General features: G+C 45.5%; 12 protein-coding genes. 9 read left to right on the top strand and 3 right to left on the bottom strand.

Going from position 1 to position 15900, the window contains the following annotated elements:
- Positions 1-85: 85 nt before the first annotated feature.
- Positions 86-4054 carry an N-6 DNA methylase gene (locus H1A11_RS09955; protein WP_146264992.1) on the top strand — a complete coding sequence of 1323 codons (3969 nt, stop codon included), beginning with the start codon at positions 86-88 and terminating at the stop codon, positions 4052-4054.
- Between the two features lie 81 nt (positions 4055-4135).
- A complete protein-coding gene (locus H1A11_RS09960; protein ID WP_120027450.1) occupies positions 4136-5158 on the top strand; it encodes a hypothetical protein in 1023 nt (340 codons plus the stop codon).
- A gap of 110 nt (positions 5159-5268) precedes the next feature.
- On the opposite strand, the gene H1A11_RS09965 is transcribed toward H1A11_RS09960, so the two are convergent.
- The 3 genes from H1A11_RS09965 to H1A11_RS09975 form a co-directional block, all read right to left on the bottom strand.
- Positions 5269-5598, bottom strand: a complete 330-nt coding sequence (locus H1A11_RS09965; protein WP_120027446.1) for a hypothetical protein — start codon at positions 5596-5598, stop codon at positions 5269-5271.
- On the bottom strand, positions 5595-5900 hold the full coding sequence (locus H1A11_RS09970) for a helix-turn-helix domain-containing protein (RefSeq protein ID WP_165364485.1): 306 nt from the start codon (positions 5898-5900) through the stop codon (positions 5595-5597). Before H1A11_RS09970 ends, H1A11_RS09965 begins: the two co-directional genes overlap by 4 nt.
- A gap of 203 nt (positions 5901-6103) precedes the next feature.
- Entirely contained in the window at positions 6104-7327 is a 1224-nt protein-coding gene (locus H1A11_RS09975; RefSeq protein ID WP_008781863.1) for a site-specific integrase, read from the bottom strand.
- A gap of 411 nt (positions 7328-7738) precedes the next feature.
- Between H1A11_RS09975 and H1A11_RS09980 the strand changes: the two genes are divergently transcribed.
- From H1A11_RS09980 to H1A11_RS10010, 7 genes are all read left to right on the top strand, one after another.
- Positions 7739-9022, top strand: coding sequence for a site-specific integrase (locus H1A11_RS09980; RefSeq protein WP_021992115.1), 1284 nt, complete (start codon positions 7739-7741; stop codon positions 9020-9022).
- Positions 9023-9088: 66 nt separating this feature from the next.
- Positions 9089-10381: a YhcG family protein gene (locus H1A11_RS09985; RefSeq protein WP_007842332.1), complete on the top strand. Its 1293-nt coding sequence runs from the start codon at positions 9089-9091 to the stop codon at positions 10379-10381.
- Between the two features lie 10 nt (positions 10382-10391).
- Entirely contained in the window at positions 10392-11411 is a 1020-nt protein-coding gene (locus H1A11_RS09990) for a hypothetical protein (protein ID WP_007842331.1), read from the top strand.
- 223 nt (positions 11412-11634) lie between these two features.
- The gene (locus H1A11_RS09995) at positions 11635-11943 is read left to right on the top strand and encodes a DUF3853 family protein (RefSeq protein WP_007842330.1); all 309 of its coding nucleotides are present in this window, start codon (positions 11635-11637) and stop codon (positions 11941-11943) included.
- A 14-nt stretch (positions 11944-11957) separates the two neighbouring features.
- Positions 11958-13034, top strand: a complete 1077-nt coding sequence (locus tag H1A11_RS10000) for an AAA family ATPase (protein WP_007852816.1) — start codon at positions 11958-11960, stop codon at positions 13032-13034.
- Between the two features lie 216 nt (positions 13035-13250).
- Positions 13251-14210, top strand: a complete 960-nt coding sequence (locus H1A11_RS10005) for a toprim domain-containing protein (protein ID WP_007842328.1) — start codon at positions 13251-13253, stop codon at positions 14208-14210.
- Positions 14211-14421: 211 nt separating this feature from the next.
- Positions 14422-15825 carry a hypothetical protein gene (locus H1A11_RS10010; RefSeq protein ID WP_004308779.1) on the top strand — a complete coding sequence of 468 codons (1404 nt, stop codon included), beginning with the start codon at positions 14422-14424 and terminating at the stop codon, positions 15823-15825.
- The last annotated feature ends 75 nt before the right edge of the window (positions 15826-15900 follow it).

Genomic DNA, 15900 nt, shown 5'->3' on the forward strand with positions numbered 1-15900 from the left:
CGAGAAAGAATACAAGTCATACGTCCAAAGTCTTAAGAATTCCGTTCTTACAGCCTTTTACACACCCGAACCGGTGGTAACGGCCATGCAGGAAGCCCTGCTGATACCGGAAATCCGCCCGGAACGTTTTCTTGACCCTTCCGCCGGAACGGGCATGTTCATCAGCACTCTGAAAGATGTCCCCGAAATCCATTGTTTCGAGAAGGACAGGCTGACGGGAAGGATACTCTCATCCCTCTATCCGAAAAGCAAGGTGAACATAGAGGGTTTCCAGTCCATACAGCCTTATTATAACGGCTACTTCGATGTTGTTTCTTCCAATATCCCGTTTGGGAATACCAGGATTTATGACCGGGACTTTGACCGGAGTGACGACCCGGTGCGCAAATCCTCACTCGCTGCCGTACACAACTATTTCTTTCTCAAAGGCATGGATACGCTGCGTGAAGGCGGGATACTGGCCTATATCACGACTTCGGGCATCATGGACTCGCTACAGAACCGTCCCGTCAGGGAGTGGCTGGTAAATCATGCCAATCTCGTTTCTACCATCCGTCTGCCGGACAATCTGTTTACCGATGCGGGTACGGAAGTAGGCAGCGACCTGATCGTGTTGCAGAAGAATACCCGAAAGTCGGAACTGACCGAAAAAGAGCGGAACTTTATCGAGACCCGCATCATATCCGACAGTATCCATATAAACAACAGCTATGCCGGTTTGGACCACATCGTCCATACTTCCGTATCCATGGGTAAAAACATGTACGGACAACCGGCCATGAATTTTACCCATGAAGGGAGTATCGGAGCCATTGCCGAACATCTCAGGCAGTTATTGGCACAAGATGTGGGGAACCATCTTGACCGGAAACTTTATGAAGAAAACCTGTCCCGTTCCACCGTTTCCACTGCCCTGAAAACCGGACCGGAAGTCGCACCGGAAACAACAGCAGTGGAGCACCAGCAGGAGATACAGGAAGAAAGTCTCTTGTCAACCAAGCCTTATGAACCCATGCTTAATCTGTTTGCCGCCTATGCGGACGAGGAGGAAGCGGAGGTGCAGATGATGGAAAACCGACCATCACCGGGCCGGACAGCGTCGGCATCCCGCAAAAGAAAAGGAAACGAACCGGAAATGTTCAATCTGTTTTCGCAAGAGAACATGTATGATGAAGCCGTCTCACAAGAAGAAATGACCGGGGAACAGGCGGCAGCGGAAGCGAAATGGCAGGAACGCAGACTACGGTTCGAGGAAGAACGGAAAAAAGAAACGGAACCACGTCCGTTTACCGGAGAAATACGCCCCGAATACAAGAACGGCTCTCTCGTGAAAGCCGGTGAGCAATACGGATATTTGCAGGGATTGGGTACTCCCGAAGTACAGTTCCATCCGCTCAGGCTGACTGTCACACAACAATACCGGGCCACCTACTATATCCCGCTCCGTGAAGCCTACCACAATCTCTACAATGCGGAAGCCGAAACGGAAACCGAACAGCCGGAACTAAGGGAGGAACTGAACCGGCAGTATGACCGTTTCCACCGCATGTTCAGGGAGCTGAACGGAAAGGACAACGCCAAGTTCCTGCTGTTGGATGCAGGAGGACGGGAAATGCTCTCATTGGAGCGTTCCGTCGACGGGAAGATACAGAAGGCGGACATATTCACCGTGCCCGTATCGTTCAACGCCAACGAGGTGACACATGTGGATACACCGCAGGAAGCCCTTGCGGCATCCCTGAACAAGTTCGGCGAGGTCAATCTGGAATATATGGAGAATCTCAGCGACATCGGCAGGCAGGAACTGCTCGAACAGCTGGAAGAGCGCATCTTCTACAATCCCATGATGAAGAGCCATGAAATCAAGGACCGTTTCATAGCGGGCAATGTGATCGCCAAAGCAGAATGGATAGAGAACCATCTGAGAGACTATCCCGATGACGGAGCGAGCAGAAAATCATTGGAGGCCCTTCGGAAAGCCATACCGGAACCCATAAGTTTCGAACAGCTTGACTTCAACCTGGGGGAACGGTGGATACCCATGTCCGTATATGAGGAATTCGCCGGATACCTCTTCGAGACAAAGGCCCATATCCACTATACGGAATCCATCGACGAATTCAGCGTGAGCTTCGAGAGCACCAACGCGAACATCACCGACAGATATTATGTGAAAGGGGAAAAGAGAGGCTATTACGGAAACGACCTGCTGAAACATGCGCTGCACAACACCGTACCCGACATAACCAAGACCGTACAGGACAAGGAGGGCAATGACATTAAGGTACGGGATGCGGAGGCCATACAGCTTGCCGACACCAAAATCAACGAGATACGTTCCGCCTTCACCGGCTGGCTGAATGAACAGCTGCCCGAATTCAAGCAGAACCTTGCGGACATGTACAACCGCAAGTTCAACTGCTATGTACGTCCCGATTACGACGGTTCCCTGCAAAGCTTCCCGTTCCTTGACCTGAAAGGGCTGGGCATACCGTCCCTGTACGATAGCCAGAAAAATGCCGTATGGATGCTGAAGATGAACGGAGGCGGGATAATCGACCATCAGGTAGGTACGGGCAAAACCCTTATCATGTGTATAGCCGCCTTTGAGATGAAACGTCTCGGACTGGCGAACAAGCCGATGATTATCGGACTCAAAAGCAATGTGCATGACATAGCCGACACGTTCAAGAGGGCCTATCCGAATGCCAGAGTGCTGTATCCGGGCAAGGAGGACTTTACGCCAGAGAAGCGTGTCGGAATATTCCATGACATCAAAAATAATAACTGGGACTGTATCATCCTGACACACGACCAGTTCGGGAAAATACCCCAGTCCCCCGAAATACAGCAGAAAATATATACGCAGGAAATAGACAGCATCGAAGAGAATCTCGCCGTATTCGAGCAGCAGGGCAATGAAGTGACCGGCTGGATAAAAAAGGGGCTGGAAAAAAGAAAGGAAAACCTTGAGGCCAAACTTGAAAAGCTGGAACAGGATATAAAGGACCGGACGGATGATGTTACAGATTTCAGACAGATGGGCATCGACCACCTCTTCGTTGACGAATCGCACAATTTCAAGAACCTGATGTTCAACACACGCCATGCAAGAGTTTCCGGTCTGGGCAATCCCGAAGGAAGCATGAAGGCCATGAACATGCTTTTCGCCATCCGTACCATACAGGAGCGTACGGGCAGGGATTTGGGGGCCACTTTCTTGTCCGGTACGACCATCTCCAACAGCCTGACAGAACTCTATCTCCTTTTCAAATATCTCCGTCCGAAGGAAATGGAACGGCAGGGGATTACCTGCTTTGACGGCTGGGCCGCAGTCTATGCGAAGAAAAGCACGGACTTTGAATTTTCAGTGACCAACCAGGTGGTGCAGAAAGAGCGTTTCCGCTATTTTATCAAGGTGCCGGAACTCGCCAATTTCTATGCGGAAATAACCGATTACAAGACCGCTGAAGACGTGGGGGCTGACAGACCGGAACTCAACGAGCAACTCTATCACATACCGCCCACTCCCCAGCAGGAGGTTTTCATTCAAAAACTGATAAAGTTCGCCGAAACCGGGGATGCGACCTACATAGACAGGGAGCCTCTGTCCGAAGCGGAGGAGAAGGCACAGATGCTGATCGCCACCAACTACTCGAACAAGATGTCGCTTGACATGCGGCTGATAGACCAACAGTACGGTGACAGTCCGGGAAACAAGGCGTCCCATTGCGCGGCCAAGATTGCGGAGTATTACTACAAATATCTTGACCAGAAAGGTACACAGTTCATTTTTTCAGACTTGAGTACCTATAAACCCGACCAGTGGAACATCTACAGTGAGATAAGGCGCAAACTCGTGGAAGACCATAATATCCCGGAAAAGCAGATAAAGTTCATTCAGGAGGCGAACAGCGACAACGCACGCAAGGAACTGTTCAAGGATATGAATTCCGGGCGCATCCGTTTCCTTTTCGGCTCCACACAGAAACTGGGAACGGGTGTCAACGCACAGGAACGGGCCGTGGCCATCCATCATCTGGACATACCCTGAAGGCCGTCCGATCTGGAGCAGCGCAACGGACGCGCGGTGAGAAAAGGCAATATCATTGCCAAGCAGTACGCCGGCAACAAGGTGGACTGCTATATCTATGCGGTGGAGAAGTCACTGGACAGCTACAAGTTCAACCTGCTGCAAAACAAGCAGGTGTTCATCAACCAGCTCAAAAGCCGCAATCTGGCCGCCCGTACCATTGACGAGGGGGCGATTGACGAAAACGGAGGCGGCAGTTTCAGCGAATACGTGGCCATCCTTTCAGGCAACGACGACCTGCTGGAAAAGGCCAAGCTGGACAAGAAACTGGCGGTCCTCGAAAGCGAGAGGCAGGCATTCCACCGTAACAAGGGAAACGCGAAAGGCAAGCTGAATGAAAGGACTTCGGGAATAGAAAAAAACAATGCCTTTATCGGGCGTTTCACCAGGGACTGGGAATATTTCAACAAGGTGGCCCCCGCAGATGCGAAAACCGGACTCCGTCCCAATCCCCTGAAACTGGACGGTGTGGATTCGGACAACGTGGAGATACTCGGCAACCGGCTTGCCGCAATCAACCGGAATGCCCGGACGGAGGATGACTATATGAAAATCGGGACCCTGTTCGATTTCCGCATCCTTGTCCGTACCGAAAGGACCTGTGAGGGGGACATGCAGGCTTTGCAGAACAAGTTCATGGTCGAGGGGCTGGACGGTATCAAATATACCTACAACAACGGTTATATTGCCAAAGACCCGAAACTGGCCGTCATGAACTTCATCAATGCGCTGGAACGCATTCCCGCCATGATAGAGAAACGGGAGCAGGAAAACGCGGAGCTGTCGAAGGACATCCCGGTCCTTCAGGAGATTGTGGCGGCTTCATGGCCCAAGGATGCGGAAATCAAGCGGCTGAATGAGGAACTTGCCACGCTGAACCGGAAAATACAGCTTACCATAAAACCGGCAGGCGGGCATGAAAGCGGAACGGATGACGGAACGGAAATGAAAGGACAGAAAGCGACAGGCGAAAGTGACGATACACCGGACCTGCCACGGAAGGCAAGGCATGTACCCCCAATGGAAATTGCCGCCCCGTCAAACGGACTGAAAAAAATATCCTAAGTTTGCCGTAAAGAGCCGCTTTTCAGGAAATGACAAAGGTATGGCCGGCACCCGGATAAATCCGGTCTGCCGGCCATACTCTTATCTGTAATGGGAAGAAGGGCACTCCGTCATTCCTCTTCCTCAAAGGAAAGGCTTTCCACCTGTATGTTAATAACCTTCCAGTCAATGGAATCCTTCAGATTGATTATATCCACAATCGAATAATGCCTGGTCCCGTTCTCCTCTTCCGCAAAACGCAGCCGTCCGCTCAAACGCTGCTTCTCAATCTCTGCCGGATCGAGGTTTATCAGCTCACAAACCTCATCGGGCAGCATGGAGAGTTCTACACAGTTATCCTCACAGATATGTTGCAGCACGGCCAACATGTTGAGGGACTTCTTGTAACTTCTCACGAGTGCGGCGAACGAGCCGCTTTCAACCTTAATCATCTTTCTCATAACCTTTTATTTTTAGAGTGTTCTTCTTTTTCCAGCAGCATGGCACGCAGCACGTCCGAACGGCGGTAGTAAATCTTCCCCTTGTCACGGTGGAAAGGCAACGAACCGTCATTGCGGCGTCTTAGAAGTGTCCTGTCGGACATTTTGGTAAGCAGGCGCACGCCTTTTGAATCCAGTATCTCGCTGTCGGGCAAGTTATGTATGGCAGGAGCCAGTAAGTTTTCAATGTTGGTTACTTTGGCGAGTATGGTACTGAGCATGTGGGTCATCTGCCCACCAGGTGCAGTTCTTCTGTTATTCATAATGACCTTGTTTTCATTGTTTACGGTGCAATATTACGGAGATATTACAAGGTCATTGGTTACTCAACCGTTGAGCAACCGCCAAAAAAAGACAGAAAACGCCAGAATGAAATAAAAAAGGCCGGAAGCAATCTCCGGCCATTCCTGAAAGAGCAGGCATCCGAACCTCATGTCTGCCTTTGCTCATTCCAAACACCCTCTCCTTACATGGAAAAATGAAAATCCATCTTTATCTGTGACATCTCACGTATCACTGTACGGTCCAGCACACGCGCATAATGACGGGTCATCTGAACATTGGTATGCCCCAGCATTTTAGCAACGCTCTCTATCGAAACACCATTGGCCAGGGCAAAAGTGGCAAAAGTATGACGCGCCACATGGGTGGTCAATGTTTTTTTTATGCCACAAATATCAGCCAGCTCCTTAAGATAGGCGTTCATTTTTTGATTACAAAGCACCGGAAAAAGCACACCATGTTTCCTGCAATATTCATTGGTGGAATACTTCTCCAATATTTTTAACGGAACTTCCATCAATGGGATGTTACACATGATTTTGGTCTTCTGCCTTCCCTTGCGTATCCATCTGACACCGTTCGAGTCCTCCACGATATGCTCCTTTCCCAATCCGTGAATATCCGAGAAGGCCAGACCGGTGAAGCAACAGAACACAAAAATATCCCGTACCTGACCCAGCCTCGGAATATCAATCTCCTTTGAAATCAGTTTTCGGATTTCCGAATCTTCCAAGAAGTCCGGCTCCACCTTATCCAACGAGAACCTGATTTCCAAAAACGGATCATTCTTCATCCATCCCTTGGCCAAAGCGATACGGATAATCTTCTTGAAGTTCTTCAGATACTTGGTGGCTGTATTATGACAACACTTTTTCGAGGTCTTAAGCCAAAACTCGTAATCCTCAACAAACTGGCGGGAAACTTCATCCAAAAGAATATCTTTCTTATGATATGTCTCCCAGACAAAATCCTGAGTATGCTTCAAGGATGTCTCATAACGCTGCACGGTTGCAGGCGCCATGTCCGTACCGGACAATCGGGCGCATTTATCATTATGTTCACGGAAAACCTCAAACAGGGTACGCTGTACGGGAGCATCCTTTCCCCAAAAACGGTCCAGGACACTGCCGGCAGAAACTGCTACACCTTCTATTTCCAGTTCACGCTGAATTTTCATTATCCTCAAACGGATAGAATCAAGATACAGATTCAGTTCCTTGTACTCACGCTTCTTTTCCAAAGCCTTTCCTTTTGCCGCACTCCAAAACTCCGGAAGAATTGTTTTCTTCACTGAAGCATCAACCCGGACTCCATTCACTGTAATTCTCATCATTATCGGAGCCTCACCGTTCCGATTCAATTTCGTCCTACGAATGTAGAACAATAGACAAAATGTTGTTCTTTCCATCTTACTTGTTTTTTAATCACAAAACTAAAATTCCAAGAGCAACAAGTCAAGATGCAAAACACTGATAAACAATGAATTATTTACTTAATAGGTGTACCTGACATTGAAGGAGATCAGGTACACCGAATAGTACACCGAAAGAATGCTTTGATATGCTTATTTTTGCCATGCACCAAAAACAAAAAATCCCCGTAAAGCATTAATTTACAGGGATTTTCTTTGTTTTGCAATTCTTTCCAGCGGAGAGAGAGGCTCTCGAACCTATACATTCAAGAAATATCATAAAATTGCAAATTACTGATAATCACACACAATTTGGAATACATAGTAAATCTAAATCTTTCTGAATATCTTTTGCTATTCCAAATATTGGGTGTATATTTGGGTGTAGAATTTCAAACGCACCCAATTATGAATATCAAACGAAACATCATTTTTGCATTGGAAAGCCGGAAAAAGAACGGTGTGCCAATTGTGGAGAATGTCCCCATCCGTATGCGCGTCATATACGCAAGCCAGCGCATTGAGTTTACAACGGGTTACCGCATCGATGTAGCCAAATGGGATTCCGACAAGCAGCGAGTAAAGAACGGGTGTACCAACAAATTAAAGCAAAGTGCATCTGAAATCAATGCCGATCTGCTGAAATACTATGCCGAAATTCAAAATGTGTTCAAGGAGTTTGAGGTACAGGAAACCATGCCAACTACCCAACAACTAAAGGATGCATTCAACCTGCGGATGAAGAATGCCAACGAAGAACAGCAGGAAGAAGCACAGATAAGTTTTTGGGAGGTGTTCGATGAATTTGTAAAAGAATGCGGCAATCAGAATAACTGGACTGAATCCACATACGAAAAGTTTGCAGCCGTTAAAAATCACCTCAAGGAGTTCAAGGAAGATGTGACCTTTGAATATTTCGATGAGTTCGGATTGAACGAGTATATCAATTTCCTGCGTGACAAAAAAGACATGAGAAACAGTACCATCGGTAAACAAATGGGATTCCTCAAATGGTTCCTGCGATGGAGCTTCAAGAAAGACTATCACCAGAATATAGCATACGATACGTTCAAACCGAAATTGAAAACCACCCCCAAGAAGGTAATCTTCCTGACATGGGAAGAGTTGAACAGACTAAAAGACTATCAGATACCCAAAGACAAACAGTATCTGGAACGTGTCCGGGATGTTTTCCTGTTCTGTTGCTTTACCAGTCTGCGTTATTCAGATGTTCGTAACCTAAAGAGAAGTGATGTCAAGTCCGACCATATAGAAGTCACCACCGTTAAAACGGCAGATAGTCTGAGTATTGAACTGAACAAGTACAGTAAAGCCATACTTGAAAAATACAAGGACATCCATTTTGAAAACCACATGGCATTGCCTGTTATCAGCAATCAGAAAATGAATGATTATCTGAAAGAACTGGGAGAACTGGCAGAAATTAACGAACCTATACGTGAAACCTACTACAAAGGAAATGAACGTATAGATGAAGTTACACCGAAATACGCATTACTCAGCACACATGCAGGAAGAAGGACATTCATCTGTAATGCACTGGCTCTCGGTATTCCTGCACAGGTTGTAATGAAATGGACAGGGCACAGTGATTATAAAGCCATGAAGCCTTACATTGACATAGCAGACGATATTAAGGCCAATGCAATGAACAAGTTTAACCAACTCTAAAAGTATCAGTCAGTTTCACAGATTATCCATTATTAGAGTTATCTTTGTTAAGTAATAGTTAGTGATATGGAAAATAACAACGAACATAATATAAAGAAAGGTCATTTTGATGCCTTTGTCCATGCTGTCGGTTCGGAAATAGAACAGGCACAAGTCCGACTCATTACCGCAGCCAATGCCCAGATGTTGTTCCATTACTGGAAAATGGGGAATTATATACTGTACCACCAACACCTACATGGGTGGGGTGGTAAAATTATCAAAAAATTGGCACAGGCAATCAGATTCAATTATCCTGAAAAGAAGGGATATTCGGAACGTAATCTTACTTATATGTGCCAGTTTGCCCGTTTATATCCGTTAAATGTACTTCGTAGTTTTATTGAAGCAGATTCAATACTGTCGGTCCCAAATATTCAAAACATTACTAATGAAGTCCTTAAGCTCAATAGCGGACAATTTACGCAGGAGCTTACTGCGCAAATACAATCAGCTGATAATCAATCTTTAGAAATTACGCAGGAGGTTCCTGCGCAATTTCAGAATGTAGCAAAAACAGTAGCAACCATCTATAAAATAAAAATAGAGGATATAGAAGATTTATTCTTGGCGTCACCGATTGCAAGAATAAATTGGGCAAGCCATATGGTCATACTCAATAATCCGCTACCATTGGGCGTAAGGTATTGGTATATGAAACAATCTGTAGAAATGGGTTGGAGCAGTAATGTGCTGAAAATGCAGATTGAAAGTAATCTGTATGACAGACAAATCAAGAGTAACAAGGTAAACAACTTCACTGCCACACTTCCGGCACCTCAAAGCGATCTTGCCAATTATCTGTTAAAAGACCCGTATATCTTTGACTTGGCAGGAGCAAAGGAAAAGGCTGACGAAAGGGATATAGAAGAACAGTTGGTAAAGCATGTAACCCGTTACTTGCTGGAAATGGGTAACGGCTTTGCTTTTGTTGCCAGACAAAAACATTTCCAGATTGGGGACAGTGACTTTTTCGCCGACCTGATCCTATATAATATCAAGCTCCATGCCTATGTTGTCGTGGAATTGAAAGCAACGCCATTCAAACCGGAATATGCAGGGCAGTTAAATTTCTATATCAATGTTGTAGATGATAAACTGAGGGGAGAAAATGATAACAAGACCATCGGTCTTTTGCTGTGCAGGGGTAAGGATGAGGTCGTGGCACAATATGCCTTGGCTGGATATGACCAGCCGATAGGTATCAGCGACTATCAATTGAGCAAGGCAGTACCCGAAAATCTGAAATCTGCCCTACCGAGTATAGAAGAAGTGGAAGAAGAACTGACCTTATTCCTTGACAAGGACAAGAACCCATAATATAAAGTATATGGCAGGAAAGATACAGACGATGATTCCCCAATATGGAGAACTCAACAGAATATACAGAGACTATATAGATAATTACGCTTTTTCTTTTGACAGGCAGAAATTCATATCGGATTTCTATCAGGAGTATAATGACATGAAATCCTTTGAAGCCGCTATCCTTGAACTGGTGCTTGACAAGCAAAAAGAGCAATACACCTTGATACTCAACAGCCTGAAAACTGAAATAGAAAAGAGCATACAGGCTTATGAGATACGCCCGTTAAGTGACAGAGCCATAGAACGTGCTTGCTATCAGCACATGGAAAGGTATTCTCAGGAAATTGAAGCCCAGCTGGATGTTACAAGAAGTCTGAGCAAGCCGCTGAATGAAGCCAACAACAGGTATGATTCCATTGGTTACAGGGAGCATACAGCCGAAGAGGAAAAACAGGCAGAGAAAGAATATGAACGCTGCAAGGCTGAATATGACAGGGAAAAAGCCAAACTGAACAAACTCTATGATCAGCAAAAGGCTGCAAGAACAGAGGCATTCCAATACATGAAGAACTGTTGTGCGGACATATACCGTCAAAGCTGCCTTTTTCTGGATATATTGAAGAAATACATTCCTGACGGAAAGCAAGAGAATAAATCAAGCGAGCCAATCAGTCAGCAGGAAACGACAGAAGAACAACAGGAATATTTCAGCATGAAATTACTTTCGCTCATTCATGAGGTGTGCATAGGAGAACAGTTCGAAGAAATTTCCGCACTGGATTTCTATGCCAATATGAATCTTCACCCCTGCAACTGTAAGCTGAAAATAAAACCGAGAGAGAAAATACGTGTATGCTATCTGATATTCCTGATGAGCGAGAAACTCTCCAAACAGGACAGGGACAAATGGAAAGACAGAATACTGAAACTGCTGGATATTGACGACAGCTACTACAAATCCAAGTACAAGGAGCCTGTTTCAGATTTCCCCAGTGACAGCAACCAAAATTTCGCCAAGGAAATGGAACATATATTCAGATAATCCGTAATATATCCTGATACTTTACGAAAGTTCCACTTTTACCACTCAAAATAATTTTTGAGTGGTATTTTTATTTTCTGATATTCAATAAGATACAATGATATTCAGTTTGTACCGTCCCCATCCTTACCACTCATAACCCTACCTAATTTTGCATCGTTCGAGAACAGAAATAACAGCCAGTGCGCAGGGCTGATTGTTTAACGACTAAATAGATTGGACGATGACAAATATCCAAGAATTATTATCAAAACCCGTCTGGCAGATGACAGGCGAAGAATTCATATTCCTGAGTAAGCACGCTTCAGGTCAGGCCGAAGCATTGCCGCAACCCGTTACAGACACGGAAAAGAAGTATGTGTACGGAATACTCGGTATAGCCAAACTGTTCGGGTGCAGTCTGCCCACTGCCAACCGCATAAAGAAAAGCGGTAAGATAGACAAGGCGATTACCCAGATAGGGCGCAAGATTATCGTAGATGCGGAATTGGCTCTTGAGCTTGCCGGGAAGAAAACAGGAGGACGGAAATAATGGGAGGTATGCTTATGGACTATATGAAAGAAATAAAGGAGATTTCGGCAGAACAGGCAATAATCCTTTGGCAAGCTTCACGCCTGAGTCTGTCGAAAATCTACGAAAAAGCACCTGAGATTCTAAAAGTGCAAGGTTCGGTCATTGGTACACTGGGCAATTTCAGTGCATCCATCGGCAAAGCCAAGAGTAAAAAGACTTTCAATGTATCGGCTATCGTAGCCGCCGCATTGAAAAACGGTACGGTACTGCGGTATGTTGCGGAACTACCGGAAGAAAAAAGGAAGATTCTTTATGTGGACACGGAACAAAGCCATTATCACTGTCTGAAAGTCATGAAACGTATTTTACGGCTTGCTGGTCTTCCTGATGACAGGGACAATGAACATCTGGAGTTTCTCGCTTTGAGGAAATACACGCCCGAACAGCGTATCAGGATTGTCGAACAGGCTATCTATAATACACCGGACATAGGGCTTGTAATCATAGACGGCATCCGTGATATGGTATATGACATCAACAGTCCGGGAGAATCGACACGCATTATATCCAAACTGATGCAGTGGACGGATGACAGGCAGATACACATCCATACGATACTCCACCAGAACAAAGGCGATGAAAACGCAAGAGGGCATATCGGTACGGAGCTGAACAACAAGGCGGAAACCGTTCTGCTGGTGGAAAAGGACAAGAGCAACGGGGATATAAGCAATGTTTCAGCCATGCACATCCGTGCAATGGATTTCGAGCCTTTCGCTTTCCGTATCAACGACAATGCATTGCCTGAACTCATAGAGGGGTACAGACCCGAAGCGAAGAAACCCGGAAGACCGGAAGAGGAAAAGTTTGACCCTTACAGACATATTAGCGAACAGCAGCACCGCATAGCACTGGAAGCGGCTTTCGGACTGAAAGAGGAATACGGCTACAAGGATCTGGAAACCTCCTTAATCAAGTCATATATGTCGGTAGGTGTAAAACTGAACCATCAAAAAGCGGTATCACTTATCACCATGCTCCGGAACAAACGGATGATAGTACAGGAGAACGGCAGGAAATACACGTTCAAGCCGGACTTTCACTATTAGACCGTATAACCTGTAATCACTTCACTTTATTCGGCAGGTCTATATATTAAGAATAAAGCGAAGCGGTTGTAGGGAATAGAAAAGCGCTTCACTTTATTACCGTATCCTATATATACGAAGATAAAGTGAAGTGATTATACAGACCGTACTTCATAAAAAAGTACGGGCGAAAAGAGAAATAAATATTCCAACCATTATTCAAACACTCATCTTATTATGGATATACAGACAGCAAAACAAATCAGGATAGCGGATTTTCTGTACAGTTTGGGATATTCTCCCGTCAAGCAGCAAGGTATTAACCTATGGTACAAATCCCCGTTACGGGAAGAGACAGAACCCTCGTTCAAAGTAAATACCGAGCGCAACCAATGGTATGATTTCGCAATCGGCAAAGGTGGAAATATCATCGCACTGGCACAGGAACTCTACTGTTCCGACTATGTGCCTTATCTTCTACAGAAAATCGAAGAACAGATACCACACATACGTCCCGTGTCTTTCTCTTTTGGCAAGCAATCATTTTCCGAACCGAGTTTTCAGCAATTGGACATTGTGCTGCTGGCTTCTCCTGCCCTGCTTGCCTACCTACAGGAAAGAGGGATAAACACGGCACTGGCGAAAAGAGAATGTAAGGAAGCCCGTTTCACCCACAACGGCAAACGGTATTTCGCCATTGCCTTTCCGAACATATCAGGCGGATATGAAATTCGCAACCGATATTTCAAGGGATGTATCGCACCAAAAGAAATATCCCATATCAGACAGTCAGGAAAACCAAGGAGTACATGTTACGTTTTTGAGGGATTTATGGATTACCTTTCCTTTCTTACTTTAAGGCTGGAAAGCTGTCCGCAATCACCCGACTTCGACAGACAGGATTACATAGTTCTTAATTCCGTAGCCAATGTTCCCAAGGCACTCTATCCGTTGGGAAGCTATGAGCGCATCCACTGTTTCTTTGACAATGACCGTGCAGGAATGGAAGCAATACAGCAAATCCGAAAGGAGTATGATGCTACCCGGTATATACGTGACGCCTCGCAAATCTACAGTGGATGTAAAGATCTGAACGAATATTTACAGAAACGAATAGCCGATAGGAAAGAGCAAGCGCAATCTGTCGAAAAGAGGAATGATACGCTATCCAAGAAACCGAAAGGCTTCCGGTTATAGCCCACTATAACTACACGCTTCGCTTTCGTAGTTGTGGGCTCTCCCGAGGGGATTAGGGCTTTGCCCTAATGACCCACTCAGGGCGTTTCACCCCTGAGAACCCCGAGCAAAGAGTGACCCTCTCTTTGCAATCTCCGCTTATGGGTTACCCCTAAGAACCCCTCTGCGAAAGCGAGCAAAGTAAATCAATTGTAAACAAAGGAAAGAAGCTATGGCAACAAAATCAAGCATACATATCAAGCCTTGCAACATCGCATCGAGCGAGGCACACAACCGAAGGACTGCCGAGTATATGCGTAATATCGGGGAGTCCAGAATCTATGTCGTTCCCGAACTTTCCACCGATAACGAACAGTGGATAAATCCCGACTTCGGCACTCCCGAACTGCGAACTCATTATGACAATATCAAGCAAATGGTCAAGGAAAAGACCGGACGTGCCATGCAGGAAAAGGAAAGGGAACGCAAGGGAAAGAATGGAAAGATTATCAAGGTGGCGGGATGCTCACCCATCCGTGAAGGAGTATTGCTTATCAGACCGGACACCACACTGGCTGATGTACGCAAATTCGGTGAAGAGTGCCAAAGACGCTGGGGCATCACTCCGCTACAGATTTTCCTGCATAAAGACGAAGGGCATTGGCTGAACGGTCAGCCGGAAGCAGAAGACAAGGAGAGCTTCCAAGTCGGTAACAGATGGTTCAAACCAAATTATCATGCTCATGTCGTATTCGACTGGATGAACCATGAAACTGGAAAGAGCCGAAAGCTCAATGACGAGGATATGGCAACCATGCAGACCCTTGCTTCCGATATTCTCCTGATGGAACGTGGACAGGCAAAAGCTGTCACAGGTAAAGAGCATCTGGAACGAAATGATTTCATCATTGAGAAGCAGAAAGCCGAACTGCAACGTATAGAGGAAACCAAGCGACACAAGGAACAACAAGTAAGCCTTGCCGAACAGGAACTCAAACAGGTAAAAGCAGAGATACGCACGGACAAACTAAAGAAAACAGCCACCAATGCTGCTACCGCCATAGCAAGCGGTGTAGGTTCTCTTTTCGGAAGCGGTAAGCTGAAAGAACTGGAACATCACATCGAGCAGCTACATCAGGAAATTACCAAACGGGACAAAGCTACTGATGAATTAAAAATTCAGATACAACAAATACAGGAACAGCATAGCAGACAAATTCGTAATCTTCAAAGAATACATAATCAAGAACTTGAAGCCAAAGACAAGGAAATATCACGATTGAGCACCTTGCTTGAAAAAGCCCACAAATGGTTTCCCATGTTCAAAGAGATGTTGAGAATGGAAAAATTATGCGCTGTTATCGGGTTTACCAAAGACATGATAGAAAACCTCTTGACAAAGAAAGAATCCATACAATGTAGTGGCAAAATTTATTCCGAAGAACACAGGTGGAAATTTGACATCAAGAATGATATTTTTAGGGTTGAGAAACATCCGATGGATAGTGGTAAGCTTATGCTGACCATAAACCGACAACCCATAGTACAATGGTTTAAGGAACAATGGGAAAAGTTACAGCAGAATCTACGTAACTCGGTGCAGAGAGAGCAAAAATCCAGAGGATTTAGAATATAGAATAGCCTATTATTAATAAAATCAAGTATCTATGCATCCAAACAGATTGTTTTTATTACAGAATCAAAATCCTAA

It is taken from the genome of Bacteroides sp. CACC 737 (assembly GCF_013874375.1).
GTDB lineage: Bacteria > Bacteroidota > Bacteroidia > Bacteroidales > Bacteroidaceae > Bacteroides > Bacteroides uniformis.

What these genes read in the sequence shown, in the direction of transcription:
- H1A11_RS09955 (WP_146264992.1), top strand. Translation starts at nt 86, where the DNA reads ATGCAGGAAGCCCTGCTGATACCGGAAATCCGCCCGGAACGTTTTCTT.
- H1A11_RS09965 (WP_120027446.1), bottom strand. Translation starts at nt 5,598, where the DNA reads ATGAGAAAGATGATTAAGGTTGAAAGCGGCTCGTTCGCCGCACTCGTG.
- H1A11_RS09970 (WP_165364485.1), bottom strand. Translation starts at nt 5,900, where the DNA reads ATGAATAACAGAAGAACTGCACCTGGTGGGCAGATGACCCACATGCTC.
- H1A11_RS09975 (WP_008781863.1), bottom strand. Translation starts at nt 7,327, where the DNA reads ATGGAAAGAACAACATTTTGTCTATTGTTCTACATTCGTAGGACGAAA.
- H1A11_RS09980 (WP_021992115.1), top strand. Translation starts at nt 7,739, where the DNA reads ATGAATATCAAACGAAACATCATTTTTGCATTGGAAAGCCGGAAAAAG.
- H1A11_RS09985 (WP_007842332.1), top strand. Translation starts at nt 9,089, where the DNA reads ATGGAAAATAACAACGAACATAATATAAAGAAAGGTCATTTTGATGCC.
- H1A11_RS09990 (WP_007842331.1), top strand. Translation starts at nt 10,392, where the DNA reads ATGGCAGGAAAGATACAGACGATGATTCCCCAATATGGAGAACTCAAC.
- H1A11_RS09995 (WP_007842330.1), top strand. Translation starts at nt 11,635, where the DNA reads ATGACAAATATCCAAGAATTATTATCAAAACCCGTCTGGCAGATGACA.
- H1A11_RS10000 (WP_007852816.1), top strand. Translation starts at nt 11,958, where the DNA reads ATGGACTATATGAAAGAAATAAAGGAGATTTCGGCAGAACAGGCAATA.
- H1A11_RS10005 (WP_007842328.1), top strand. Translation starts at nt 13,251, where the DNA reads ATGGATATACAGACAGCAAAACAAATCAGGATAGCGGATTTTCTGTAC.
- H1A11_RS10010 (WP_004308779.1), top strand. Translation starts at nt 14,422, where the DNA reads ATGGCAACAAAATCAAGCATACATATCAAGCCTTGCAACATCGCATCG.